The following is a 24,246-nucleotide window of genomic DNA, read 5'->3' as shown; positions in this document are numbered from 1 at the left end:
CGACGCGCTAAATATGACCCACGGCCTCGATCGTCATATCGAGCAGAGCCCGCAGCCGTGCCAGGCGCCGCAAGTCGCGGTGATAGCCGAACCAGACGTAGCGGCCCGGCGGCGCTTCGTTCAGTTCGATGCGCACGAGGCCGGGCGTGCTGTCGCCGAGCGGGCACGGCAGCACCGCAAGGCCCGCGCCTTCCGCGCACATGCGTGCCTGCGCGCCGCGATTGTTGCTGCCGAACGCAACGCGCGCTTGCGGCAGCATCCGCTTGATCCACACGACGTCGGGCAGCGCGCCGAAGGCGCTGTCCAATCTGATGAGCATCTGACCGGCGCCACCGTCTTCGCCCGTGTACGCCGCTGCCAGGTCGGCGCGGCTGCCTTTTCGCATGGACGATTATGCGCGTATCGACACAATCGTCGCCAACCTCCGGGAAACCATCATGTCCGTGCAAGCGCTGGTTCTGAAGCAATACAACGGTCCGCTCGAACTCACTGAACTGCCGCGGCCCGAGCCGGCGCGGGGCGACGCTGGATGCCTCGTTTGCCGCCGTGAAGCACTTCGGCCATGTGGTGAGCGCGCTCGGCTGGGGCACGCATGCGCTGGCGCCACTCTCGTTTAGGGAAGCCACGTATTCGGGTGTGTTCACGCTGCACGCGCTGCTTGTCGGCGAAGGCAGCGCGCATCACGGCGAAATGCTGCGCACGGCGACGCGGCTCGCGGAAGAAGGCAAGCTCGCGCCGCGTCTCGACGCGCGCCGCTTCGATCCAGGTTCGGCACAGCAGGCTTATGACGCGCTGACCGACGGCAGCGCGCGAGGCAAGATCGTGGTCGAGGTGGCTTGAGCGGGGCGGGACTGTTTGAACTGAGCTGAGCTGAGCGGCGCGCAGTCCCGCTGGCGCTCAATCGGCCCTCGCCGCGTCAACCGCCAGTTGTCGCAACAGGCCTTCGCACGTGTTATTCGAAGTGCCAGGCAATCTGCTGTTACGCCATGTCGACGCGCGCGTCACGTTCGCCCACATCTTGCTCTTATAGGGCGCCCGTGCCGGTGGCGCGTCGATCGCGTTGTTGCCGCTGACGACGCACTTCAACAGTCCCGCGGTGATGTTCGGTTTGCTGTCGCTGGCGGCGCTGCTGATTTTCTCGGCGCACCCGGCGCCGACGGTCCGGTTCTGACCGGTTACCGCGTGCCGATTGGTTCCCACGCGCCGCAGTCTTTCTATTCAGCGATGCATTGAATTTCGTCAATGGACATATTTTGTATGTCGGTGGCGGCGTAATTGCGGCGCTTTGATTCGAGCGCCGTATTCAGCGTAATACTGACAGACAAAGGGCAATTGGATGGCAGTGTAAACCCGCTCGGTTTGCGCTGTCTGTGTGATTGCCCTCACTCCCGCCCTTCTAATCTCTCTCCTATGTTCGGATAAACGCTTATATGAAGCGTTCGAACGCTTCATCGTCGTTTCGCCGCCTATTTCCCGCCTCGAAAGCAGACCTCGGTCGCACCTTCATGCGGCTTCTGCGCCAAGGCTCGGTCCCGAAGTACAACCGCCTGATTCATATGCCGAGGCGGGCTGAATGTTAAATAAAAATAACCATTCGGACTGCCTGATCGAAGAAAAAATGTAGCGGTCTTCAAGATCGGGAAATGGCGCTATTTGACGAATCGACTGCGAATTTGATTGAAAAAAGCTGGCGATATCGCTTTGCGTGGGGTAGCGCACGGTCGGTGAGTTGATCTCTGCATAACGTGAACTTCCATCAAGTCCTGCTGTGATCTTTCCACGACTTTGTTCGCGCACAGCCAACGGTTTCTCTCAGGGCATATCAAATCGGACCGGGCTTTTCCGCGAGAAAGATGCCGGGCGCGACGCAATTTTCGAGTGGCGCGAAGCACTGGTGAACAGGTTTTGACGTTTCACTTTCGACAGTGAACAGAGATTCGCTGGCTATATGAATCTGACTTTGTAAGATGGTTAGGAGAGAGAAATGAAAAAGTACAAAGGGGAAACAAGGGCATTGGGGACATGCAAGGCGGTCCTGGCAGTTGCCGTGAGTCTGTATGCTGCGATGGCTGGTGCTCAAATTAATCCGGCGGCACCTGTCGCGTCGCCGACCGACTCGGCGAGGCCGACGCTGGCGCAAGCTTTGCCGACCGATTGTCCAATAGTCGACACGATTGGTTGCAAGCGCGAATACGACGGTTTGGTGGTGGCTGGCGGGACTGGGATGACTGCGGCTATTGGCTCGACATCGGCGACCGGTTCGCAGAACGGCAGTGGGAGCGGAAAGGGAAACGGGAACGGGATTTCGTCAGGTAGCGCGGGCGATAGCGGTGCCAGGAATGGGACTGCGTCGGGGGCGGGAGGGTCTGCGGCGGGGAGTTCCGGTAGTGGCCGCAGCGGCAATGGGGGGGCGGGGTCGGCTGGTGGTGGTACTGCTACTGGCGGCGGTGGCGCTGGTACCGGGGGGGCGGGCGCCGGTGGCACGGGTGCTGGTGGCGCAGGCGGAACAGGTACGGGTGGCACGGGCGCTGGTGGCACAGGCGGAACAGGTACGGGTGGGACGGGCGCTGGTGGCACAGGCGGAACAGGTACGGGTGGGACGGGCGCTGGTGGCACAGGCGGAACAGGTACGGGTGGGACGGGCGCTGGTGGCACAGGCGGAACAGGTACGGGTGGCACGGGCGCCGGTGGCGCAGGCGGAACAGGTACGGGTGGCACGGGCGCTGGTGGCGCAGGCGGAACAGGTACGGGTGGGACGGGCACTGGTGGCACAGGCGGAACAGGTACGGGTGGAACAGGCACTGGTGGAACGGGTACCGGAGGCGGTGGTGGCACAGGAGGTAACGGCGGCGGTGGTCAGGGAAGTTCAGGTCATGGCGGCGGGCAGGGCAATGGCGGTCACGGCAGTGGAGGCCAGGGTAACGGCGGTCACGGCAACGGCGGCCAAGGCAGCGGAGGTCAGGGCAACGGCGGTCAGGGCAACGGCGGCCAGGGTAACGGCGGTCACGGCAACGGCGGCCAAGGCAGCGGAGGTCAGGGCAGCGGAGGTCAGGGCAGCGGAGGTCACGGCAACGGAGGTCAGCGCAGCGGAGGTCACGGCAACGGCGGCGAGGGCAACGGAGGCCAAGGTAACGGCGGTGGTCACGGCCACTGACGCGGCGAATTTCATTCAGTGCGCGGCGGTCGGCGAAACGGCCCCTCGCGCAGACGCCTTCGCCTTGGAGACGTGAGCGGACACCAAGACGGCCGTTTTTTGTCACGCTCACGTATCCAACACAAAAGAGCCTGTCAGTATATTAGTGTGCCGAGGTCATGAGACGATAACGGAAACAACGTCCTATGACCGAAGCAGCTGTGACTAAGAAGATCAAGAACCCGAAGGCGCCGAAGCTGTTCCCCGATGAACTGATCGATCAACTGCTGGCGCAGATTCAGAACAAGGATGCGGAGTCGGTTCTCGGCGAATCGGGCCTGGCCGGGCAACTGAAGAAGCAACTGGCTGAGCGCATGCTGGCGGCGGAGCTAACGCATCACCTGGAGAACGAGGCGGAGCAAGGCAAGGCCGGCAACCACCGCAACGGCACGAGCCGCAAGACGGTCATCACGCCCAACGGCGAACTGAATCTGGACATTCCGCGTGACCGGCAGGCGACATTCGAGCCGCAACTGGTGGGCAAATATCAGCGCCGGCTGCCGGGTTTCGACGATCACGTCATCAGCATGTACGCGCGCGGCATGAGCGTGCGCGAGATCCAGGGCCATTTGCTGGAACTGTATGGCCTGCAGGTGTCGCCCGATCTGATTTCGACTGTCACCGATGAGGTGCTGGCCGAGGTCGAACAGTGGCAGCAACGCCCGCTTGAGGCAATGTATCCGATCGTGTATTTCGACGCACTTCGGCTGAAGATCCGCGACGAAGGCACGGTCAGGAACAAGGCGGTGTATCTCGCGCTGGGCATTCGCGCCGACGGCCGCAAGGAAGTGCTGGGTTTGTGGATCGAGCAAACCGAGGGAGCCAAGTTCTGGCTGAAGGTCTTCAACGAACTGAAGAACCGTGGCTTGCACGACATCCTGATCGCCGTCGTCGATGGCTTGCGCGGTTTCCCCGAGGCGATCGAAGCGGTGTATCCAGCCGCGCAGATCCAGACGTGCATCGTGCACCTGATCCGCAATTCGCTGAATCTGGCGAGCTGGAAGGACCGTAAGCCGCTGGCAACCGCGCTCAAGCCGATCTATCAGGCTGCCACGGCCGAAGCGGCGGCAGTCGCCCTGCAAGCCTTCTCTCAAGGCGAGTGGGGGCGCAAATTCCCCACCGTGGCCGCGATGTGGCAGCGCCAATGGGAGCAAGTCATCCCGTTCTTCGCCTATCCGCCGGAAGTACGCAAGATCATATACACGACCAATGCGATCGAGAGCATGCATATGCAGCTGCGAAAGATCGTCAAGAACCGCGGTCACTTCCCCAGCGACGAAGCCGCCAGCAAACTGCTGTACCTGGCCTTGCGCAACATCGAAAAGGATTGGAAGATGCCACCTGTTACCTGGCGGCAAGCAGTCAATCAGTTCGCCATTCTGTTCGGCGAGCGGTTCACCGCCGCCATCAGCTGAGATTTTTAACCGACCTCAGCACACAAAATTCCTGACACCTCCAGTGCGCGGCGGTCGGCGAAACGGCCCCTCGCGCAGACGCCTTCGCCTTGGAGACGTGAGCGGACACCAAGACGGCCGTTCTTTGTCACGCTCACGTATCCAACACAAAAGCACAAAAAAGAAGCCGCAAAAGATCCCATCGACAGATATGCCTTCGAACCAAAGGCAATCTCGTCGAGGGGATTACTCAAGACCTCTCACATCCCAACCATCACCCGGCAAAGCGCTCAGGCAACCCTCGCCGCTCCACCTGGATTCCCCGCTTCTGCTCCACCAAAAAAACTTTCTCCCCGGCAGCATTGTCATTCTCACGCGCGCCACCGCTAAAACGCGTTCGCATCTTCGCACTGGCACATGGAGCGCCGGCCGTGTTTAAAATGTCATGGCTTCGCGCGCGCTGATGTTCGACAAACGCTCGCTCGCATACCGCAACGGTCCATTCATAACGGAGTTCGTGTTGAATCACAAACAGGCATCGTTCCCTCAAGCGTCATTGCGCATTGCGGCGGCGCAAGCGCAGCCAGTATCCGGCGACGTATCGGCAAACATCGCCAGAACCGTCGAATTGGCCGGCCTCGCCGCCGATAAGGGCGCGAAACTGGTGGTTCTTCCGGAGAAATTCCTGAGCGGCTATGAGCCCGACCTGATTGCCGGCGACCCCGCGAAATATGCATTTGATGCACACGACGCACGGCTCGATCCGATCCGTGAAGTCTGCCGGCAGCGCGAGATCGCCGTGGTCGTCGGCGCGGCGACGCGTGGCGTTGGCGGCCTTTACATTTCTTCGCTGGTGTTCAGCCGTTGCGGTGAGTTCATCGAGCCGTATCACAAGCAATATCTTTATAGCGGCGAGACACGGATTTATCGGCCGGGCGCGCAAGGCGCGATGCTGGAGATCGACGGCTGGCGGCTCGCACTCGGCGTCTGCTATGACTCGGGTTTTCCGGAACACGCGCGCGTTGCAGCAACAAACGGCGCCCACGCCTATCTGGTGAGCGCGCTCTTCAGCGTGAAGACCGGCTATCACCAGTCGCGCCTCTGGTTTCCCGCGCGCGCTTTCGACAACACCATGTATGTGCTGATGTCGAATCACGTCGGCACGACGGGCGGCTGGCAGACGTGCGGCGCAAGCGCTATCTGGAGTCCATATGGCGAGGTGGTGGCAGAGGCAAGTCGTGAGCACGAAGAGGTGATTGCGGCGCTACTCGATCCGGCGGTTCTGGCCGATATGCGCGAGCGTGAAACGGTGCTCGCGGATTTCAACGCGCGCGGCGACGAGACGCCGCGCGCCTACGCCGTGCATCGTCTGGACTAAAGGCACCGGATTCAAAGCGCAGGCGGAACGCTCGCTGGCCAACAAGCGCGTAACGGTGCTCACACTCACCGGCGCCGGCCGCATCGCTCATGAACAGGCGCGCGTGAGCGGGCAACGCTACAACGCTGAGTTTGCGTCGTATCCAGGCGATGAAGAAGCGCACTTGCTCGACGGCTTGCTCAAGCGGATGGAGCAGCAAGCCGTGCAATTGACGCGACGGGAGATCGCGAAACGCGGCCCTCTATTGAGCGAGGACGCTGAATGAGTTTGTGCGCGCGATCGGATTGCCTGGAACATCGCGAACGGTACGAGACTCATCGCGCCGGTCGAGAACCACCCAAGCCGGTTTGCAGCATGCTATCCGCTACAATGACGCACACTACCCACCTGGAGACTCGCCTTGAAATCTATTGTCGTTCTGGTCGCCGCGGCTGTTCTTTCTTCAACGGCCATGGCCGCTTCACCCGCTACCGAAAAGCTCCCTTCCGGCGTAGTCGTCGAGCACATTACGCAGGGCACGGGCGCCCAGCCCACGGCGGACGATGTCGTGAAGGTCAACTACCGCGGCACGCTCGCCAACGGCACGGAGTTCGACAGCTCCGCGAAGCACGGCGGCCCGGCAACCTTTCCGCTCGGACGAGTGATTCCTTGCTGGACGCAAGGCGTGCAGAAAATGAAGGTCGGCGGCAAAGCCAAATTGACCTGCCCGGCGGCTACCGCCTACGGTGATCGCGGCGTCGGCCCGATTCCCCCGAACAGCGACCTGACGTTTGAGGTCGAACTGGTCGATATCGTCAAGTGATCGAGCGCCAGCTTCGTTAGGACCAGGCCCTTCTTCGGACACCGAAGCGGGGCTTTTCCTTTTAAGGGTATGGGATTGCCCACTGCAATTTATCTGTGGCGAAGCTCGAGGAGACAGGCTGTCATTCACCCGGCGTTGTAAAGAGCATCGATACATAGACAATAGTGGACACCACGATGATGCCGACGCCGACGAACACTTTGGTTCGGTTGAATTCCACACCGCCATTGATCGCCACGCCGATTCCGGCGACCGCCGACAACGTGCCGATGGTGGCAAGTAGCACGTGCACCTTGCTGCGAATAAGCTTGCGCCGTTCTGGACTTGCGCCTTTTCTCCAGCTGTCGAGTTTCATTGAGTCATCCTTTACGCCAGAACGCGGTGGCAGTGAAGAACTCAATCAGAGCGTCATGCGATAGAGAGAACACCTGCTTGCATCGCGAGTGGCTGTTCAATTATGCAAAGCATATATGACTCGCCAAACAGTAAAAACAACAATCGGGAAAATCCAGCCTCTGATGGTCGCGATGCTATTCATTCGGTAGCGTGGGGAACGGCGAACGTCTCCTGCTGCGCGAAGCCGGCGGCGCGAACTATGTCGGTAGTGACGAAATGCACGCGCGCGGGGCGCGGCTGGCCCTCAAGGAACGGCAGGCGCGGTCTTTTTTCAAGTCTGAGGTTCAAGTCTGATTGTGCTCAGTCGTTTACTTTCCACTCCCGCGTGGATGTGGAAAGCGCCGCTTTGCGCACTCGAGGAGAACCGCCGTCATTCGTCGCCCGTCAGGAGCGCCTGCATGAACATCGACTTTCACTATGGGGTCGTCTATATCGTTGCCCGCGTTGGCGGGATGACAGCCTGCGAGGCGCTCACGGTGGCGCATGCGTGCCAGTATGTCGACGACGCGACAACCCACGGAATACTGCGTTTTTCAGGCGGCGAGACGTTTGAGCGTTTTGCCACTGCGCACAAGCTTTTCGACTATTCCAACACCGAGAACGATCAGAACACGCTGGTGTGGACGCCGTTTCATTTTCTGCCTGCCGGCTCATGGACTGCGGATCGCGTAAATGAGCCGGCAATAACCCGATCTGTCTGGTATCCGCCAGGTTATTCCGCGTGGGCTGCCCGACGCTGGGCAGCCTGTTCTTCCGCGTGTTTCTTCGCCATGTGTCTTCCCACCAGACAACCGCCTACCGCGCCCACGACCGCGTGGTGCCCGGCATAGTGCCCAGCGACTCCGCCCACCACGGCACCCTTGACGCAGCCGGCAGCGTTCGCCGTGCCGATGGTGGCCGAGGCGGCCGCGGTCAGTGCAATCGCCGTGAGGGCGGCTTTGATAAAGCTGGCTTTCATCTGAACGTACCGTGTTGTTGAGTTTTTCGAAGGTGGCGCATTTCTGCGTCATTTCAATAGCCGCCCCAGCGGCCGCGCTCATGCCATTCATGCTCACGCCATTGCTCGCGGCGCCATTCGCGTTCGCGCCATTCGCGACGCTCGCGCCATTGGCGTGCTCTCCAATCGTCATCGCCGCCATAGGCGACCGCTACCGGAGCCGCCTCGTAGGCAACCGGCGGCGCAACATAAACGGGTGGGGGCGGTGCATAGACGGCAACCGGAATGCCGAGTCCGACGGCCACATTCACGTGCGCCGATGCCACCGACGATGCCGCCAGAACTGCCAGACCAAGTGCCGCGCCAACGATCTTCCTGTTCATTTCCCTTCTCCTTGCGCACCGGGTGCGCTGCATCTGCTTGTTGCCGCTTGTTGCCGGTTTGCTGCTGAGTACGGTTCGGAGTGTAGGAGGGCGATGCGGACACAGGTGAAACAGCTCTGCGAGATTGGTAACGCGGAGTTACCGGGGATTGGGCGAAGGTCAAAACCCCGCGTTGCCGGTAACGGTTGCGGCAATAGCAACGGCAAGGCCTGGTTATCGCGTTTCGTCTTTTGTCAAAGCCGGCTGGTGCGCAATTGCACTCGCACGTTAAAAAAATAGCCGGGCAGGCTTTGAATCTCCGGATGCTTGCCTATAGTAGAAGCGACTATTGCTGTAAGGTACAGTTGCCTGCTTCTGATGATAGGTCCGACGGGGAATCGAAAATGACGCCAACGAACGCTGCGATTTATCGGACCCAGACTTGCACGCCGGAGTCGTTGCGAACGCTTGCCGGCTATCTCGAACTGGCGCTCGACGAAGGCGAAAGCGTGGTTTTGATGCGAATCGGCACAGACGTGCGCAGCGTTTATGTCGGCAACCCGTCCGGTGCATTGGAAGATTTGACGGATCACGGCGTAGTGGCCGCCTTTCAGGCAGAGGAGATGCTGGCGTTGACGCAACTGGGTCTCAACCGGATAACCGCGGATGATCAACAGTACCGGTTCATGCGCAGCGTGAGGTACATTGCCGACCGCCAGGTCGTCGTTTTTACGCCGACGTAAGCGGCTGACCAGCGAATGGAAAGGCAAAAGAATGCGGCTATTGAGCAGTGGCCTTGAAAGGTTCGTACTCCGCTGGATGCGTAATGACCTCAAGCCGATCTCTTTTGAGCTGACCGGATCTGCCTTTCTCATGCCAATCGTGGCATAGTTCGGTCGATTACCACATAAGGAGCAATCAAATGCCCACGTTAGAGCAAATCCAGGCCAAGCTTAAGAAGCTCCAGGCGCAAGCTGACGTCCTAATCGCGAGGAAGGCAAAACTCGCGGTCGACCAGATTCGCGATCTGATGCTCAAGCATGGTCTGACTACCGCAGATATCGAAGCAAAGGCCAAGGCGAAACGCGACGCGAATGCCGTGCATGGCCGCAATGCGAATGGAAAGGCAAAAGCCGCTGCCAAAGCAAATGGCAATAAGCTGCCCAAGTATCGCGACGACAAAACTGGCGCGACCTGGACCGGTCACGGGCGCGCGCCGGGCTGGATTGCCGGCGTGAAAGACCGAACTCAATTTCTGGTCCAGGGCGCCAGCGAACTGAAGTCTGCTGTCAAGGCTTCGGTAACGCGCGCCGCTGCCGGCCGCAAAGGGCAACCTAAAGGCAAACAGCCGCCCAAGTACCGCGACCCGAAAACCGGTGCGACCTGGAGTGGACGTGGTCCGGCGCCGGCCTGGCTCTCGGGGGCCAGGGATCGCAGCAAGTTTCTGATCGACAGCACCGCGGCAGCCAGCGGCATGGTCAGCACGAAGGCGGCAGCCAAAAAAGGCGTGGCAGCGAAAAAGGCCGCAGCCTCCAAAACGGCATCGAAGAAAACCGGTGCGGCGGCGAAGAACGTAGCGGCAAAGAAAGGCGCTGCAAAGCCGGCTGCGAAGAAGACCGCAGCGAAGACCGCAGCGAAGACCGCAGCGAAGACCGCAACGGCGAGCAGGGCGGCAAAAAAAGCTCCGGGCCGCAAGGCGCGTAGTCAGGGCAGCGCTAGCGTAACAGCTACGACTGCGGCGCCGGCAACCTCGACGGCGCAGGCGGGCGCGTGAGCGCAGCGGAGTAGCGAAGTAGATGACTAGCACGCTCGAATCACACCAGCAGGAAGACCAGGTCGTCCTGCTGGACGCTGTTCCTCATCCGGCAGCCGATGCCGCCGAGCCGTTCATAGTCGCCAGCGATCGGCGGGTGATCGTGTCGTATCCGATTGCGGAATCCGACTTCGAACGGTTCGGCCCCTTCGATTCCGACGACGACCCGTTCTGCGCGGTTCTATTTCCGGACGCGGTCTTTCATCGGCTCGGGCCACCCGGCGACGCCGATCTCGACATTCATCCGCTTGCATCACAAGGTTTGAATGCCTATTCGGTTCACGAAGTGACGAATTCGTCGCTTGCCGCCGAGATTTCGGCTGTAGTCTCTGCGGAGCCCACGCGGCGCCATTTCGTGATCACGTTTCTGGACTCGACGTTCGAATGCGTGGCGTCGGACTGCACGGTGGTCGGCGTATTTGGCGCGGGTGAAATTGCCAGCAGGGAAGCCTTTTCGCTGGTCCGCTAGCGGCATTGATCACTACCGTTCCTTTCCCGCGCGCCTGCATCGCCCGAAAGCTTTTGCACTGTTTCGGGCGCTGCCGGCTACGCAACACCGACGCGATGGCCGTACAACTCAATGCGGTTTGCACGCAATGACCGCGCTACTCAATATGGATTGCATGGAATGACGAATTTCCAGATCAATGCATGAATGCATGCTCAAGGATTTTTTTGGGGAATTATTTTTGAAATGTGCGTAAGTTGCTTAGTTGCCGGGATCGATCACCGGCTTGTCCGGGTCCGCCAGCGTTTTGTACGGTAATTGCGCTGCGTGCGGATTCGTGGTCGTGTCGTCGATGACGCGCTCGACGTCCGCGGTTTTCGCGAGTTCCGCCAGAAACGTTTTCTTGTCGAAGCCGGGTGTAACGCAGCCCTGCACGTAAATGAAGCGGCGTTGCAGCGTGAGCCACATTGTCGACTGTTCGCGCCAGTGAGTGGCGTAGCTGATGCTGGCAAGACGCCGCTGAACCGCCTCGGCGATTTCGGCGTCGTAGAGATACGCGTTCGACAAACGGCAGCGGCCTTCCACCCAGCAGCTATTGCCGCGTTCGATCCGGTAATGGCTGTCGTCCAGCCATTCCTTTTCGGTTTCGAGCGGGCCTAAAGGCACCAGGCATCCGCTGATCGCTTTGGAGATCTGGAAAAACGGATCGTGGCCGCGATTGACGCGCTGATCTTCGGCGTGAGCGTGACACGTGAGCACGCAGATCAGCAGACTTGTCAGCGTGCGGCGGATCGGCTGTTTCATTCCTTTGTCTCCGGTTCTGAGCGCGCTGGGCTTCACGAATTGATGGCGGTGCGGCCGCCCTTAATTGCCAACTCAGCGCCAACTCATCCGCGCTTGCGGCGATTCTCGACGGCGAACTTGATCAACTCGGCCTGGCCTTCGATATCGAGCTTGCGTTTCAGATTCAGCCTGTGTGTCTCGACGGTGCGCACGGACAGGTCATTGCGTTGAGCGATCTGTTTGCTCGACAGACCTTCCGCGAGTGCGTCGAGGATATCGCGTTCGCGCGGGGTAAGCCGTTCAATCGGCGATTGCGTCGCGGACGCCTGAATCAGTCGCGCGCCGAGCCCGGCGCTAAAAAACGTCTTGCCCTCCAGCACCGCGCCGATCGCCTGGATGATTTCAGTGGCGGGCGAGTCCTTCAGCACATAGCCACTGGCGCCCGCCCGCACTGCCTGGGTCACGTATTCGAGGTTGTCGTGCATCGACAGCATCAGCACGCGAATCGCCGGGAAGCGCTCATGAAACATGCCCGCTAGCGCGATGCCGTTCATGCCGTTCATTCCGACATCCATCAGCACGAGATGAGGTTCGTGGCTGGCGGCGAGCGCGAGCGCTTCCTGTGCGTTGCCCGCTTCGCCGACGATTTCGAGGTTGCGCACCGCTTCGAGCCGGGCCCGCAAACCGTCGCGCACGAGCGGATGATCGTCGATCAGGATCAGGCGTGCGACGGCGGGTGAGGTGTCGTTCATGGTCAGTGTTCCTGCAAGGCCGGCGAATGCGGCTCGTGTGTTCCCAACGGCACACGCGCGGTGACGATCGTGTGGCCGGTTTGCGAGCTGAGGGATAGTTTGCCGCCCAGCGCCTCCAGACGCTCGCGCATATTGCGCAGTCCGACGCCGGCGCGCAGGCTGACGAACGCGTGCGCCACGTCGAAACCGCGTCCATTGTCGGAGATCGACAGCGTGACGGCGTCGCTCGATACTTCCAGCATGAGCGCCGCGTTCGACGCCCGTGCGTGCCGCACGATGTTCGTCAGCGCTTCCTGCGCGATACGGAACAGGACGGTGTTGACGGCGTCCGGCAGCGCCGCGGCGTTCGTATGCATGACTTGCGTGAAGCCGATCTTGATACCCGACTCGTCGCCGAACTCTCGCGTGAGTTGTTCCAGCGCGGCCGCCACGCCGAGGTCGTCGAGCATCGACGGACGCAGCGCATGGGAAATGCGGCGCACTTCGCGCAGCGTATCGCCGAGCCGCGCGAGACTGGTCGATAGCGCGGCTTCCGCCGCCGGCACGCGCACCGCGCTGCGCTCGAAGCGCGCGAGCGCCGATTCCAGCAGCAGCTTGACCGACACCATCATCTGACTGATGCCGTCGTGCAGTTCACGCGATAGCCGCGCGCGTTCGTTTTCCTGCGACTCGACCACCTGCTGCGCGAGCCGCTTCAGTTTCGCGTCGGCGCTGCGGTATTCGGTGACGTTGAGCACCAGCGCGCACAACGCGATCACGGCGAGGCCTGCTAGCGCGATCGCGTCGATCCACTTCATCGTGCGATCGATGTTGGCCGCCGCGCGCTGGTCGATGTGCGCGAGCGTCGTATCCACGTCGTCCAGATAGATGCCGGTGCCGATCATCCAGCCCCAGCGTTCGAGCGGCACCACATAGCCGAGCTTCGATGCGAGCTTGCCCGTCGACGGACGATGCCACACGTAGCGCACGTAGCCGCCGCCATGCGAGGCGGCGGCGAGCAGTTGCTGAATGGTCGGCGTGCCTTGCGGGTCGCGCAGCGCCCACAGATCGCGTCCGACCAGATCGGGCTCGCGCGGATGCATCAACGTGCGGCCGTGCATGTCGTAGACGAAGAAGTAGCCGTCCTGACCGAAATCCATTTTCTCCAGTATGTCGAGCGCGCGGGTGCGCAGCATTGCATCGTCGCGCGCGTTGCCGCGTCCCGCGTTGTAGAGCGGCGCGATCGCGGTGGTCGCGAGCTCGACGTAGTGCTTGAGTTCGATTTCCTTGCTGGCCATGTACGCAGCCTGCGTCGTGGCGTGCTGCGTTTCGGCGAGCGCCGTGGCTTCGCGGCGCACGCCGGTTTCGATGCTGGCGATGGCGGCCAGAAAGGGCACGATAGCCAGCAGGAAGATCTTCGCTTTGAGTTTCATCGTTGAAAAGACGGCCGACGGGCTACGTAGTATTACGTAGCCTGCTTACGTAGTTACGCGCTTGTGAGGACGCTTACGAAGGCGAATACTACATCCCCACGGCGTGCCGCGCCTTTCGGCCGGGTACACCTTCTGGCGCACTGTCGCGAATCCGGCCCGGCCCGGCATTTTTATAAATCAGCAGGAGACACATGAACCCGGTTTCAGGCTCAGTCCGTGCATCGTCGCAAGGGGAGGGCATTCGCCTTCGCTACGCCGGTGGCGTGCCTGCAAGCCGGCCATGACCTGCGGTGAGGTCGTTGCGCATTCGTATGAATGTTCGACCGACAAGCTGGATAAGCCGTCACGCCAATCCATTTCCGCGTTGTGCAACAAGCAAACTCCGGTTCCGCCTGCCTGATAACAGGCAACCGGTTTTCCGCGTGCCGGACCACAAGTCATGTCACGCGGTTTCGATAATAGATCTAGGAGAAGTTTGTGGAGACCTCCCAACCGTCCGGCCGTTCATGGCTCTGGCTCATCTTGCTGATTCCGTACATCGCGTTGTTGTGGCTGCCGTTCTATAACGACACGCGTCCCTCGTTCGCCGGCTTTCCGTTCTTCTACTGGTATCAGTTCCTGTGGGTGCCGTTGACCTCGCTGCTGATTTACGTCGTGTATCGAGGTGTCAAATGAGCGATCTGAATCCTGTGAATCCGGTTTCGATGACCGTCTTTATCGCGTTCTTTGTTCTCGTCACCGTGATCGGTTTTTTTGCCGCGCGCTGGAAGCGGGGCGACCTGACGCAATTGCATGAGTGGGGTTTGGGCGGCCGCCAGTTCGGCACGGTGATTTCGTGGTTCCTGGTGGGCGGCGACTTCTACACCGCCTATACCGTGATCGCGGTGCCCGCGCTCGTGTATTCGGTGGGGGCGTATGGCTTCTTCGCATTGCCGTACACGATCATTGTCTATCCGTTTGTGTTCGCGGTGATGCCGAGGTTGTGGAAAGTCGCGAAGGAGAAGGACCACATCACGGCGGCCGACTACGTGGAGGGCGAATACGGCGGCAAGTGGTTCCCGGCGGCGGTCGCGCTGACCGGCATTGTCGCGACGATGCCGTATATCGCGCTGCAACTGGTGGGCATGCAGGTCGTGATCAAGGGCTTGGGCGTGAGCGGCGAAATGCCGTTGATCGTCGCCTTCGTGATTCTTGCGTTGTACACGTATGCCAGCGGCTTGCGGGCGCCGGCGATGATCGCGTTCGTGAAGGACATCATGATCTACATCGTCGTGATCGCGGCGGTGTGGCTGATTCCGTCGAAGCTCGGCGGCTACGCACATGTGTTCGACGCGGCCGATACGTATTTCAAGGCCAAGGGCGGTGCAACCGGCGTCATCCTGAAGCCGGCGCAGTTCACTGCTTATGCATCGCTTGCCTTGGGCTCGGCGCTGGCGGCATTCATGTATCCGCATACGATGACGGCGGTGTTGTCGTCTTCTTCCGTGAGCACGGTGCGTAAGAATGCGATTTTCTTGCCGGCTTACACGTTGTTGCTCGGGCTGATTGCGTTGCTTGGGTATATGGCGATTGCGGCGGGCGTGCATGTGAAGTCGGCTTCGGACATGGTGCCGGCGCTGTTCAACACGCTGTTCCCATCGTGGTTTGTCGGTTTTGCGGCGGCGGCGATTGCGATTAGCGCGTTGGTGCCTGCTGCGATCATGTCGATTGGGGCGGCCAATCTGTTCACGCGGAATTTGTGGCGTCCTCTCGTCTCGCCGGATATCACGCCGGCGGCGGAGGCTTCTACGGCGAAGATCGTTTCTTTGGTCGTGAAGTTCGGCGCGCTGTTGTTTATTGTGTTTTTGCCTACGCAGTATGCGATTGATTTGCAGTTGCTCGGTGGGGTTTGGATTTTGCAGATCTTTCCGGCTATTGTGTTTTCCTTGTATACGCGGCGGTTGAACACGCAGGGGTTGTTCCTCGGGTGGCTCGTCGGGATTGTGATCGGGACGGGTATGGCTGTTTCTCAAGGGCTCAAGCCGGTGTTCGCCTTGCACTTTGGCGACGCTGTCTATCCGGTTTATATCGGGTTGATCGCGCTTGTGGCTAACGTTGTTGTTAGTTTTGGGGTTTCTGTTCTGTCTCCTCGGAGAGTTGTCGCTGTTGTTTGAGGTTTTTTTTTGCCGGGCCGGCGCTTGTTGTTTGTTTGCCTACGGTGTTGGCCTTTCTTGATTTTTGCCCTGTGCGGCACTTATGGTGGTGCTGCCTGCGGCGTTGGCCTTTCCTTGATTTGATATTGGTTTATTAGCTTTCCCCCTGTGCGGGGGAGCACCTACTTTTCTTTGTCCCCCAAGGGGACTTCCTTCGGGGCGCCGGCCGCAAAGAAAAGTAGGCAAAAGAAAGCGGCTTCACACCGCAAGTACTAAGCGGGCACCCCTGTGATCAACGGGGAGTGGAGGCCGCCTGATCTGTGCCAGCGCACCTTCACGCCCCGGTGACAAGGCAGTCATCCGCCCCTTCTCGCGCTGCGCGCTCGCCGGAAAGGTACTTCATCCAACCACCCACTACGTTTGGCGCCTGCGTTTTGCGCGGAGCGTAGCTCGCCATTTCACGCGTGCGCGCCGCGCCGTTACGCCCAGGTTCTGCTCGGTAATCCATATCTGCACCTCGCCGAGGCGAAGCCGATGGCCTCCACCAACATACAAACGAAGCGGGTGGTGTGGGATGGACCTTGCCGGCGAGCGCGCAGCGCGAGAAGGGGTGGATGACTGCCTTGTCACCGGCACTCATGGACCACGGTGTGGTCCGGCAGGTTTCCACTACCGGTGGTTGACCGAGGTGCCCGCTTCAGAATTGGCGGTTCGAGCCGCTTTCTTTTGCCTACTTTTCTTTGCGGCCGGCAAAGAAAAGTAGGTGCTCCCCCGCACAGGGGGAAAGCTAATAAACCAATATCAAATCAAGGAAAGGCCAACGCCGCAGGCAGCACGAACATAAGCGCCGCGAAGGCAAATAATCAAGGAAAGGCCAACGCCGCAGGCAGTACCACCATAAGTGCCGCACGGGCAAAAAATCAAGGAAAGGCCAACGCCGCAGGCAATACCACCATAAGTGCCGCACGGGCAAAAAATCAAGGAAAGGCCAACGCCGCAGGCAATACCACCATAAGTGCCGCACGGGCAAAAAATCAAGGAAAGGCCAACGCCGCAGGCAGTACCACCATAAGTGCCGCATAGGCAAAAAATCAAGGAAAGGCCAACGCCGCAGGCAAACAAACATAAGAAGCGCCGCACAGGCAAAAAAACATCCTAAACTTGCATCAAGCTTTCCCAAGCCCCCGGCAGGGGACAAAACCCAGGAAGCCTGATTCATCGAGAGACCCCCGCCCAGCAGGGTCCCAACGGCGGGACCACAAAAAAAGAAAGTGGAGACAACCGAGATGACATCACCGATACGAGCGAAAACGGCGCTAAAACCTACCACCCAAGCGCGAGCATCACTAATAGCAATAGCTATTGCACTAACCTCATGCCACGGCGGCAATAACATCAAACCACAGACCAACGTCCTCCCGGGCTTCATCACCAGCCCGGCGAAAATCCAGTCCTACGACGGTAACACCGACGACCTCCTCACTGCCGGCCTCGGTAAAACCGGCCTGGCCTCGGCCACGGCGCCGACCATCGCCAACCCATCACAACCCACCGCCGCCGAACTCCGGCGTCTCGCCATCTGGTCGAACTATCGCGCGCTCGTCGACATGACGGCAAACGGCGGCTACGGGCGTTTCTGGGGTCCCAATGTCGACCTGAACGGCAACGACACCCTTGGGGAGGGCAAAATCGCCGGCAAGGAATATCTCGCGTTCGCCGACGAAGGCAGCGGCAAGCAGAACGTCAGCATGCTCGTGCAAATCCCGGCGAGCTTCAATCAGGATCAGCCATGCATCGTCACAGCGACCTCGTCGGGTTCGCGCGGCGTGTACGGCGCAATCTCCGCAGCCGGCGAGTGGGGCCTCAAGCGCGGTTGCGCAGTCGCCTACACCGACAAGGGCGGCGGCAACGGCGCGCATGAACTGTCGACCAACCTCGTCACGCTCATCGACGGCACCTTGCAGGACGCAGGCACCGCCGGCAAAACCAGCATCTTTACCGCGAATCTGAGCGGCAGCGCGCTCGCTGCCTTCAACAGCAATTTCCCGAATCGCTACGCGTTCAAGCACGCACACTCGCAACAGAATCCGGAAAAGGATTGGGGCAAAAACACGCTGCAAGCTATCCAGTTCGCGTACTGGGCACTCAACGATTCATTCGGCACGCTCGACGGCTCGACTCGCACCGTGCGCTACGCCAACGGCACGATCATGACCATCGCGGCGTCGGTGAGCAACGGCGGCGGCGCGGCGCTTGCCGCAGCCGAACAGGACACCGGCGGCTGGATCACGGCAGTCGTGGTCGGCGAACCGCAGATCAATTTGCGGCTGCCCGCGCAAGTGTCGGTGACCCAGGGCGGCGTGCCGGTCGGTGCAATCGGCAAACCGCTCGCCGACTACATGACGCTCGCGAATACGTTGCAGCCGTGCGCGGCGCTCGCGCCCGCCGCGGCCGGCGCGCCGTATCTGAGCGCGTTGCCGCTCGCCACGACCACGGCGATTCGCACCGCGCGATGCGCGTCGCTGGCGGCCGACGGCGTCATCGCCGGCACTACGGTGACGGCCCAGGCGACTAATGCGCTGACGCTGCTACATCAAAACGGATACCAGACTGATTCCGATCTCCTGCAGGCGCCGATGTGGGATTCCCAGGCAGTGCCGGCCGTTGCCGTGACCTATGCCAATGCGTACTCGCTGTCGAGCGTCGCCGATAACCTCTGCAACTTCAGCTTCGGCACCACGAGCTCAACCGGTGCGGCGGGCGTCACGCCGGCGGTGTCGCCGATGCTCACGGTGTTCGGCACCGGCAACGGCGTGCCGCCGACCAACGGCATCAACCTCGTCTACGACGTGGGCACATCCGGCGCAGCGGATCATCGCCTGGCGAGCGCGGATGGCAGCTATGCGGGCTCCGCCTGCCTGCGCAGACTGTGGACGAACGGCGGATTGAGCAGCAGCGTCGAGGCGATCCGCGTGAACGCCAACCTGCACGGCAAGCCGGCCATCATCGTGCAGGGCCGCGCCGATGCGCTCGTACCGATCAACCATGCGTCGCGTCCCTATCTGGCGATGAATCAGTTGGCCGAAGGCGGCGCGAGCAAGCTGTCGTTCTACGAAGTGACGAACGGCCAGCATTTCGATGCGTTCCTCGGCGTCGCCGGCTTCGATACGCGTTTCGTGCCGGTCCATTACTACAATCTCCAGGCACTCAACCTGATGTGGAACCATCTGAAGAACGGCACGCCGTTGCCGCCTTCCCAGGTGATTCATACGACGCCGCGCGGTGGCACTGCCGGCGCGGCGCCCCCGCTCAGCACCGCTAACCTTCCCGCGATTGCCACGAGCCCCGGGCCCGACGCGATCACGGTCGCCAACGGCGCGGTGAATGTACCGAACTGAGGAGCGGCGGCCCGCGGCGTTGCCCCGTATCGACGCCAACCCCATCCCGGGCCAGAATGCCACTTGCGTGCAGCGTGGCGGGCACACGGCGCCCGCTGACAATATCGAACAGCAACGATAGCTTTAAAGGGGCTACCCGCATGCTGAATCTGAAACGTGTCTCAGGCAACCAGCCGAGAGTCAAGACTATCCCCTGCGTTGCCGGTCTGTGTCTCCTGCTGGCTTCGGGCGCGAGCGACGCCCAGGAATTCTCGATGTTCGGCGGCGGCTCGCGCGCCGGCAGCACGAACACCTACACATGGGCGTTCAACTATCAGGAAGGGCTAGGCCAGTATTTCGCCGCCAGCTTTACCTGGCTCAACGAAGGCCACATTCCAGACCATCATCGCGACGGCCAGATGATCCAGCTCTGGGGCCGTATTCCGGTAGGAAGCCCGCAGTTCGTCCTGCAAGCGGGCATCGGTCCATACCGCTACTTCGATACGACGACAGCCCAGCAAGGCGGAAGTTATTCCGACACCCACGGCTGGGGCGTGGTCTACAGCGTGCGCGCCGCATACTATGCCTCGAGCCGGTGGATCACGCAGCTCCAGTTGAACCGTGTGCACGTGCAGCGCGGGCCGGATGCGACGAGCGTGATGTTCGGCGTCGGCTATCAGTTCGACGCCCCGAACACACCCGGTCCGCGCGACTGGGCCAGCAGCAGTACGCACAAGGTCACGAATAACGAAGTGGCGGTGTATGTCGGCGAAACCATCATCAACTCGACCAGTTCGCCAACCGCGCTGGGCGGCGCGATCGAGTACCGGCGCGGCCTTGCGAAGTACCTCGACGTCACCGTCGGCTATCTTCACGAAGGCAGCAGCAAGGTGGCGCGGCGCGACGGCTTCACCAGCCAGCTGTGGGCAACCCGCGCGTTTATGAACGACACGGTCACGCTGGCGCTCGGCGTCGGCGCGTACTATGCGATCAACGAATACGAGGGCAGTCTGACGCCGGGTCCGGGCGCCGGCAAGTTCTCCGGCCTCGTCACGATTGCGGGCTCATATCGCTTTACCGACCACTGGAATGGACGGATCGAATGGAACCGGGTCGTGACTCGCTATGACCGGGATTCGGATGTGATTTTCGCCGGAGTGGGATATCGATGGTAAAGGCGTCGTGGCACCATTTGGGATCGCGTCCCAGAATAGCGAAAAGCAACAGGCGAGCTTAGCTGCAAGCAGTCTTCTAAAACCAGTCGTGAAGATCCGCAGAAAAGACGGAGAAGAGCATGAAAGCCAGCACCATCGCCGAACGGGAGGCCCGTGGCCGTGCCGCCCGCGAGCACTCGAAGCGTTCGAGCCATCGCACGGTGGGCGAACTGAACCGCAACCCGATCGAACTGCTCAAGCAAAGCAGCGAGGGCCGTGTCGTCAACCTCATACCGTTGCGCTATGGGCGCATGGCCGTCTCGCCGTTCACCTTCTTTCGCGGCAGCGCGATTCTGCAAGCCAGCGATCTCAGCCAGATCTCCGATACCGGCCTCACCATGCCGATATGCGGCGACGGCCACCTGATGAATTTCGGTGGTTTCGCCACGCCTGAGCGGCAACTCATATTCGATTTGAATGACTTCGACGAAGTGTCGGTCGGTCCTTTCGAGTGGGACCTGAAACGTCTGACCGCGAGCCTCGTGGTCGCCGCGCGCCACATGCGTTTGAGCCGCGGCGCGGCCGAGAATCTGGTGATGACGGCTGTCACCGAATATCGCGATCGCATGGCGCAATATGCGCAATGCGGCGCGCTCGAACTCTGGTATGACCGCATCACCTTCGACCGGATGGCGGAAACCGCGCTGACCCCGGAGCGCCGCCGCACCGTGCGGCGCGGCATGGAAAAGGCCGCGAACCGCACTCACGAAAGCTTGCTGGAGAAAATGGCCGAGCGCGACGGCGATCGCTGGACGATCCGCGATGCGCCGCCGGCGCTATTCCACGTGCTGGGTTCGAACACGCTCTTCACGCCGGAAGAGACCGACATGTTCAAGAGCGCCAACTGGCGCAAGCTGCTCGAACGCATGTGGGGCGAGTATCTGAAGACGATGTCGCACGACCGGCGTGAACTGCTGAGCCATTTCACTGCACAGGATATTGTCTTCAAGGTGGTGGGCGTCGGCAGCGTGGGCACGCGCTGCATGGTGGTGCTGAATGTCGATCACATGGACAAGCCGCTGTTCCTGCAAATCAAGGAAGCGCGGCCGTCGGTGATCGCGCAGTACTACAAGTCGCCGGCGGTCAAGCACGAAGGCGAACGCGTCGTGCAAGGGCAGCGTATGTTGCAGGCCGCGAGCGATATCTTCCTCGGGTGGGCGACTGGGCCGGCAGGGCGGCATTTTTATTTCCGGCAACTGCGCGACATGAAACTGTCGGCCAGCATCGAGTTATTCGACACCGATCTGCTGGAAGGCTATGCACGGCTGTGCGGCTGGATCATGGCGCGCGCGCATGCCAAGGCGAGCGGCAAGGCGATCGAAGTCAGCGCGTATATCGGCCGCAGCGATCAGTTCGCGGAAGCGCTTGCCGGCTACGCGGCCTCTTACGCGGACCAGGTGGAGCGCGATTACGACGCGTTCATGAAAGCCTGCCGCAGCGGCGAGCTTCAGGCTCGCAGCGATGACGACATGGCGGCGGATTTTCGCGTGTAGCGGCGGTTTTGCACGGCTCGCCGCGTCCCCGGCGGCGAGCCGCAGGCGCCGTATTCAGGCGTCGATATGCGCTTCACGTGCTTCGCGCAGCGTGACGAAACGCAAGTTCCGGCGGCGCACCGCGTCGATCACACGCGGCAGGACCGCGAGTATCACCGGCTTGGCGTCGACGGTGAGGGCGGCATTGCCGTCGTGCAGCAGCAGGATATCGCGCGCGGCGAGGCCGTCCAGCAGCCGCTCGGCGACGACTTGCGGATCGCGCTCGCGGGTATCGAAGCCGCGTCGCGTCCACGCCGCGAGCCGCAGATCGAGCTTCTGCAGCACGGGTTCGAGAAAGAGATTGCGCAAACCGGCAGGCGCGCGGAAGAACATGGGCCGCTCGCCGCTCAGCTCTTCGAAGGTGCGCTGCGCGGCGTCGATCTCGCGCGTGAGCGCGCCGGGAAACGTCACTGAAAAGGTGTGCACGTGGACCTGCGAATGGTTTTCAAGCGCATGGCCGCGTGCGACGATCTCGCGCGTCAGCGCCGGATAGCGCTGCGCGTTCGCGCCGATGCAGAAGAACGTGGCGCGCACGCCGTAGGCGTCGAGCAGATCGAGCACTTGCGGCGTGACAACCGGGTCGGGGCCGTCGTCGATGGTCAGTGCAACGGCGTCGGCATTGCGCGCCCCGGCGGGCAGCCGCGTCCAGTTCGGACCCAGCAGCGAGGTGCGCGGTAACAGGCCGGCCACCGTGAAGATGGCGTGATTCGCGACAATCGCGGCGAGCCACCAGGGCCACGCGGACGGCGCGAACAGCCAGCCGGCCAGCACGGCAACGTGCCATGCGGCGGTGGCGGTCAGCATCGCGGGATAGCCGGTGCGCGGCCAGCGCCGGCGCGGCGCGGCGGCTTTGGTGCTATCCGCGTTTTGTGGCGGCGAGGAGAATTCAGTCATTAACGGTGCTTCCGGGTGCTTCCTGTCTTCCTTCCTCCGTCCTGGGAAGGCCTTGCTTTGCGCGCATCACGCGCAACAACAAACGATACCATCGTTGCGCCGTTTCAAACCGGCGCGCATAAGAATCGGGAAATAATGAAGGCAAGTTGAAAGACTTTGTGCTTCGCGACAACCCGGTCGCGTTTTCGAACAGCGTCTTCCAGTATGGCGTGCGGATGATCGTGAAGAAAAGCTCGGGCGTGAAGGACTTTTCCGATCTCGCGGGCAAGACCGTGGTGACGACGGCGGGCACGTCCGGGGAACGCCTGCTGCGGCAGATGAACAGTGAGAAGGGCATGAATATGCGCCTCATCGGCGCCAAGGATCACGCGGAATCCTTCCTCAATGTGAAGACCGGGCGCGCCGTCGCATTTGTGATGGACGATCCGCTGTTGTATGGTGCCAAGGCCCAGGAGGCGGATGCTAACGACTGCCTGGTCGCCAGCACGTCGCCGATGTCCGAGGTGTAGGGTTGTATGTTCCGCAAGGAAGATCCGGGCTTCAGGAAACTCGCCGACCGGTTACGCGCGGTTCAATCCGCGCGGTGAAGTCCGGCAGGTTCGCGCGGCCGATCTGCAAAACAAGGAGAAGTGCTGTGACAGTAACGGGAACGAGGAAGGTCGCGCTGGTGACGGGCGCGGGCAGCGGCATCGGCCGTGCCAGTGCGCTGAAGCTGCTGGAAAGCGGCTATAGCGTCGTGCTGGCGGGCCGTCGCCAGGCGGCGCTCGACGCGGTCGTCGAGCAGGCGCAACTGTTGGGCGGCGATGCGCTCGCCGTGGCTTGCGACGTCACGGATGCCGCCAGCGTCGCTGCGCTGTTCGACACGATTCGCGCGCGGCACGGCCGGCTCGACGTGCTGTTCAACAACGCCGGCCGCAACGGGTCGCCCGTCGAGATCGACGAACTCGATATCGACGAATGGCGTTCGGTGGTCGACACTAATCTCACGGGTGTGTTTCTCTGCACACGCGCCGCGTTCGGTCTGATGAAAACGCAGACGCCGCGCGGCGGCCGCATCATCAACAACGGCTCGATCTCGGCGCACGCGCCGCGGCCGAACAGCATTGCCTACACGGCGACCAAGCACGCGATCACCGGTCTCACGAAAGCCGTTTCGCTCGACGGCCGCAAGTACGACATCGTCTGCGGCCAGATCGACATCGGCAATGCCGCGACCGAGATGGCCGAACGGATGGCGCGGGGCGTGCCGCAGGCGAACGGAGAGATCGCCGTCGAACCGCTGATGGACGTGCAGCACGTGGCCGACGCGGTGCTGCATATGGCGGATCTGCCGCTGTCGGCGAACGTGCAGTTCATGACGATCATGGCGAGCAAGATGCCTTTCGTAGGCCGGGGCTGACCGCAAGACCGAGGCGGCGCAGAACGCG

Annotated in this window: 23 protein-coding genes and 6 pseudogenes; 19 read left to right on the top strand and 10 right to left on the bottom strand. The window is 61.4% G+C overall.

The genetic code is table 11. From position 1 onward, the window contains the following. Window positions 1–7: 7 nt before the first annotated feature. Window positions 8–367, bottom strand: a pseudogene (locus AC07WT_RS33695) (LysR substrate-binding domain-containing protein); the annotation flags it as partial. A gap of 122 nt (window positions 368–489) precedes the next feature. On the opposite strand from AC07WT_RS33695, the gene AC07WT_RS33690 reads away from it, so the two are divergent. Beyond that, the gene (locus AC07WT_RS33690) at window positions 490–840 is read left to right on the top strand and encodes a zinc-binding dehydrogenase (RefSeq protein WP_494951109.1); all 351 of its coding nucleotides are present in this window, start codon (window positions 490–492) and stop codon (window positions 838–840) included. Between the two features lie 362 nt (window positions 841–1,202). Next, a pseudogene (locus AC07WT_RS33685) lies at window positions 1,203–1,289 on the top strand (gluconate 5-dehydrogenase); the annotation flags it as partial. 214 nt (window positions 1,290–1,503) lie between these two features. On the opposite strand, the gene AC07WT_RS33680 reads toward AC07WT_RS33685, so the two are convergent. After that, window positions 1,504–1,803, bottom strand: a complete 300-nt coding sequence (locus AC07WT_RS33680; protein WP_494950288.1) for a hypothetical protein — start codon at window positions 1,801–1,803, stop codon at window positions 1,504–1,506. Window positions 1,804–2,423: 620 nt separating this feature from the next. Here AC07WT_RS33680 and AC07WT_RS33675 point away from each other — a divergent pair. From AC07WT_RS33675 to AC07WT_RS33655, 5 genes are all read left to right on the top strand, one after another. After that, the gene (locus AC07WT_RS33675; RefSeq protein ID WP_494950287.1) at window positions 2,424–3,230 is read left to right on the top strand and encodes a hypothetical protein; all 807 of its coding nucleotides are present in this window, start codon (window positions 2,424–2,426) and stop codon (window positions 3,228–3,230) included. Between the two features lie 109 nt (window positions 3,231–3,339). Then, the gene (locus AC07WT_RS33670; RefSeq protein WP_494950286.1) at window positions 3,340–4,608 is read left to right on the top strand and encodes an IS256 family transposase; all 1,269 of its coding nucleotides are present in this window, start codon (window positions 3,340–3,342) and stop codon (window positions 4,606–4,608) included. 496 nt (window positions 4,609–5,104) lie between these two features. Beyond that, window positions 5,105–5,965: a carbon-nitrogen hydrolase family protein gene (locus AC07WT_RS33665; RefSeq protein WP_494951108.1), complete on the top strand. Its 861-nt coding sequence runs from the start codon at window positions 5,105–5,107 to the stop codon at window positions 5,963–5,965. A 55-nt stretch (window positions 5,966–6,020) separates the two neighbouring features. Further along, window positions 6,021–6,230: a hypothetical protein gene (locus tag AC07WT_RS33660; RefSeq protein WP_494950285.1), complete on the top strand. Its 210-nt coding sequence runs from the start codon at window positions 6,021–6,023 to the stop codon at window positions 6,228–6,230. A gap of 186 nt (window positions 6,231–6,416) precedes the next feature. After that, entirely contained in the window at window positions 6,417–6,767 is a 351-nt protein-coding gene (locus tag AC07WT_RS33655; RefSeq protein ID WP_494951107.1) for an FKBP-type peptidyl-prolyl cis-trans isomerase, read from the top strand. A gap of 121 nt (window positions 6,768–6,888) precedes the next feature. On the opposite strand, the gene AC07WT_RS33650 is transcribed toward AC07WT_RS33655, so the two are convergent. Continuing rightward, window positions 6,889–7,122, bottom strand: coding sequence for a hypothetical protein (locus tag AC07WT_RS33650; protein ID WP_494950284.1), 234 nt, complete (start codon window positions 7,120–7,122; stop codon window positions 6,889–6,891). A gap of 439 nt (window positions 7,123–7,561) precedes the next feature. On the opposite strand from AC07WT_RS33650, the pseudogene AC07WT_RS33645 reads away from it, so the two are divergent. After that, a pseudogene (locus AC07WT_RS33645) lies at window positions 7,562–7,855 on the top strand (DUF6765 family protein); the annotation flags it as partial. 20 nt (window positions 7,856–7,875) lie between these two features. Here AC07WT_RS33645 and AC07WT_RS33640 read toward each other — a convergent pair. Continuing rightward, window positions 7,876–8,121: a hypothetical protein gene (locus AC07WT_RS33640; protein WP_494950283.1), complete on the bottom strand. Its 246-nt coding sequence runs from the start codon at window positions 8,119–8,121 to the stop codon at window positions 7,876–7,878. A gap of 53 nt (window positions 8,122–8,174) precedes the next feature. Continuing rightward, complete coding sequence (locus AC07WT_RS33635; RefSeq protein WP_492596345.1) at window positions 8,175–8,483, bottom strand: hypothetical protein; 309 nt, start codon at window positions 8,481–8,483, stop codon at window positions 8,175–8,177. 383 nt (window positions 8,484–8,866) lie between these two features. Here AC07WT_RS33635 and AC07WT_RS33630 point away from each other — a divergent pair, with 383 nt between their 5' ends. The 3 genes from AC07WT_RS33630 to AC07WT_RS33620 all read left to right on the top strand — a co-directional run bounded on the left by AC07WT_RS33630 (window position 8,867) and on the right by AC07WT_RS33620 (window position 10,744). Next, window positions 8,867–9,205, top strand: a complete 339-nt coding sequence (locus AC07WT_RS33630) for a hypothetical protein (RefSeq protein ID WP_492596344.1) — start codon at window positions 8,867–8,869, stop codon at window positions 9,203–9,205. Between the two features lie 179 nt (window positions 9,206–9,384). Beyond that, window positions 9,385–10,236, top strand: coding sequence for an H-NS family nucleoid-associated regulatory protein (locus tag AC07WT_RS33625; RefSeq protein WP_494950282.1), 852 nt, complete (start codon window positions 9,385–9,387; stop codon window positions 10,234–10,236). A gap of 22 nt (window positions 10,237–10,258) precedes the next feature. Then, the gene (locus AC07WT_RS33620; RefSeq protein ID WP_494950281.1) at window positions 10,259–10,744 is read left to right on the top strand and encodes a hypothetical protein; all 486 of its coding nucleotides are present in this window, start codon (window positions 10,259–10,261) and stop codon (window positions 10,742–10,744) included. Window positions 10,745–10,984: 240 nt separating this feature from the next. On the opposite strand, the gene AC07WT_RS33615 is transcribed toward AC07WT_RS33620, so the two are convergent. The 4 genes and pseudogenes from AC07WT_RS33615 to AC07WT_RS33600 all read right to left on the bottom strand — a co-directional run. After that, complete coding sequence (locus AC07WT_RS33615) at window positions 10,985–11,527, bottom strand: hypothetical protein (RefSeq protein WP_492596341.1); 543 nt, start codon at window positions 11,525–11,527, stop codon at window positions 10,985–10,987. Between the two features lie 83 nt (window positions 11,528–11,610). After that, window positions 11,611–12,258, bottom strand: coding sequence for a response regulator (locus AC07WT_RS33610; RefSeq protein ID WP_115100473.1), 648 nt, complete (start codon window positions 12,256–12,258; stop codon window positions 11,611–11,613). A 2-nt stretch (window positions 12,259–12,260) separates the two neighbouring features. Then, complete coding sequence (locus AC07WT_RS33605; protein ID WP_494951106.1) at window positions 12,261–12,707, bottom strand: sensor histidine kinase; 447 nt, start codon at window positions 12,705–12,707, stop codon at window positions 12,261–12,263. Window positions 12,708–12,719: 12 nt separating this feature from the next. After that, window positions 12,720–13,526 (bottom strand): annotated as a pseudogene (locus AC07WT_RS33600) (cache domain-containing protein); the annotation flags it as partial. On the opposite strand from AC07WT_RS33600, the pseudogene AC07WT_RS33595 reads away from it, so the two are divergent. The 6 genes and pseudogenes from AC07WT_RS33595 to AC07WT_RS33570 all read left to right on the top strand — a co-directional run. Further along, window positions 13,410–13,676: pseudogene (locus AC07WT_RS33595) on the top strand (hypothetical protein); the annotation flags it as partial. The pseudogenes AC07WT_RS33600 and AC07WT_RS33595 overlap by 117 nt on opposite strands. A 471-nt stretch (window positions 13,677–14,147) precedes the next feature. Then, a complete protein-coding gene (locus AC07WT_RS33590) occupies window positions 14,148–14,345 on the top strand; it encodes a DUF3311 domain-containing protein (protein WP_492596339.1) in 198 nt (65 codons plus the stop codon). Beyond that, entirely contained in the window at window positions 14,342–15,823 is a 1,482-nt protein-coding gene (gene mctP / locus AC07WT_RS33585; protein WP_494950280.1) for a monocarboxylate uptake permease MctP, read from the top strand. The genes AC07WT_RS33590 and mctP overlap by 4 nt, the downstream gene beginning before the upstream one ends. A 1,265-nt stretch (window positions 15,824–17,088) precedes the next feature. Beyond that, window positions 17,089–19,200, top strand: coding sequence for a D-(-)-3-hydroxybutyrate oligomer hydrolase (locus AC07WT_RS33580; protein ID WP_494950279.1), 2,112 nt, complete (start codon window positions 17,089–17,091; stop codon window positions 19,198–19,200). Between the two features lie 140 nt (window positions 19,201–19,340). Beyond that, window positions 19,341–20,354, top strand: a complete 1,014-nt coding sequence (locus tag AC07WT_RS33575) for a hypothetical protein (RefSeq protein WP_494950278.1) — start codon at window positions 19,341–19,343, stop codon at window positions 20,352–20,354. Between the two features lie 119 nt (window positions 20,355–20,473). Further along, on the top strand, window positions 20,474–21,886 hold the full coding sequence (locus tag AC07WT_RS33570; RefSeq protein ID WP_494950277.1) for a DUF2252 domain-containing protein: 1,413 nt from the start codon (window positions 20,474–20,476) through the stop codon (window positions 21,884–21,886). A 54-nt stretch (window positions 21,887–21,940) separates the two neighbouring features. Here the strand turns inward: AC07WT_RS33570 and AC07WT_RS33565 are convergent, their stop codons facing one another. After that, window positions 21,941–22,819 (bottom strand): polysaccharide deacetylase family protein, encoded by an 879-nt coding sequence (locus tag AC07WT_RS33565; protein ID WP_492589590.1) that lies wholly within the window; start codon window positions 22,817–22,819, stop codon window positions 21,941–21,943. Between the two features lie 164 nt (window positions 22,820–22,983). On the opposite strand from AC07WT_RS33565, the pseudogene AC07WT_RS33560 reads away from it, so the two are divergent. Both AC07WT_RS33560 and AC07WT_RS33555 read left to right on the top strand, forming a co-directional pair. Next, window positions 22,984–23,388: pseudogene (locus tag AC07WT_RS33560) on the top strand (ABC transporter substrate-binding protein); the annotation flags it as partial. Between the two features lie 65 nt (window positions 23,389–23,453). Further along, the gene (locus AC07WT_RS33555) at window positions 23,454–24,218 is read left to right on the top strand and encodes an SDR family oxidoreductase (protein WP_494950276.1); all 765 of its coding nucleotides are present in this window, start codon (window positions 23,454–23,456) and stop codon (window positions 24,216–24,218) included. Window positions 24,219–24,246 lie beyond the last annotated feature (28 nt).

The sequence above is a fragment of the Paraburkholderia sp. GW821-FHT02A12 genome (genome assembly GCF_059422005.1).
The sequence above is the reverse complement of the archived record's forward strand: the minus strand, read 5'-3'. Positions and strand labels throughout refer to the sequence as shown.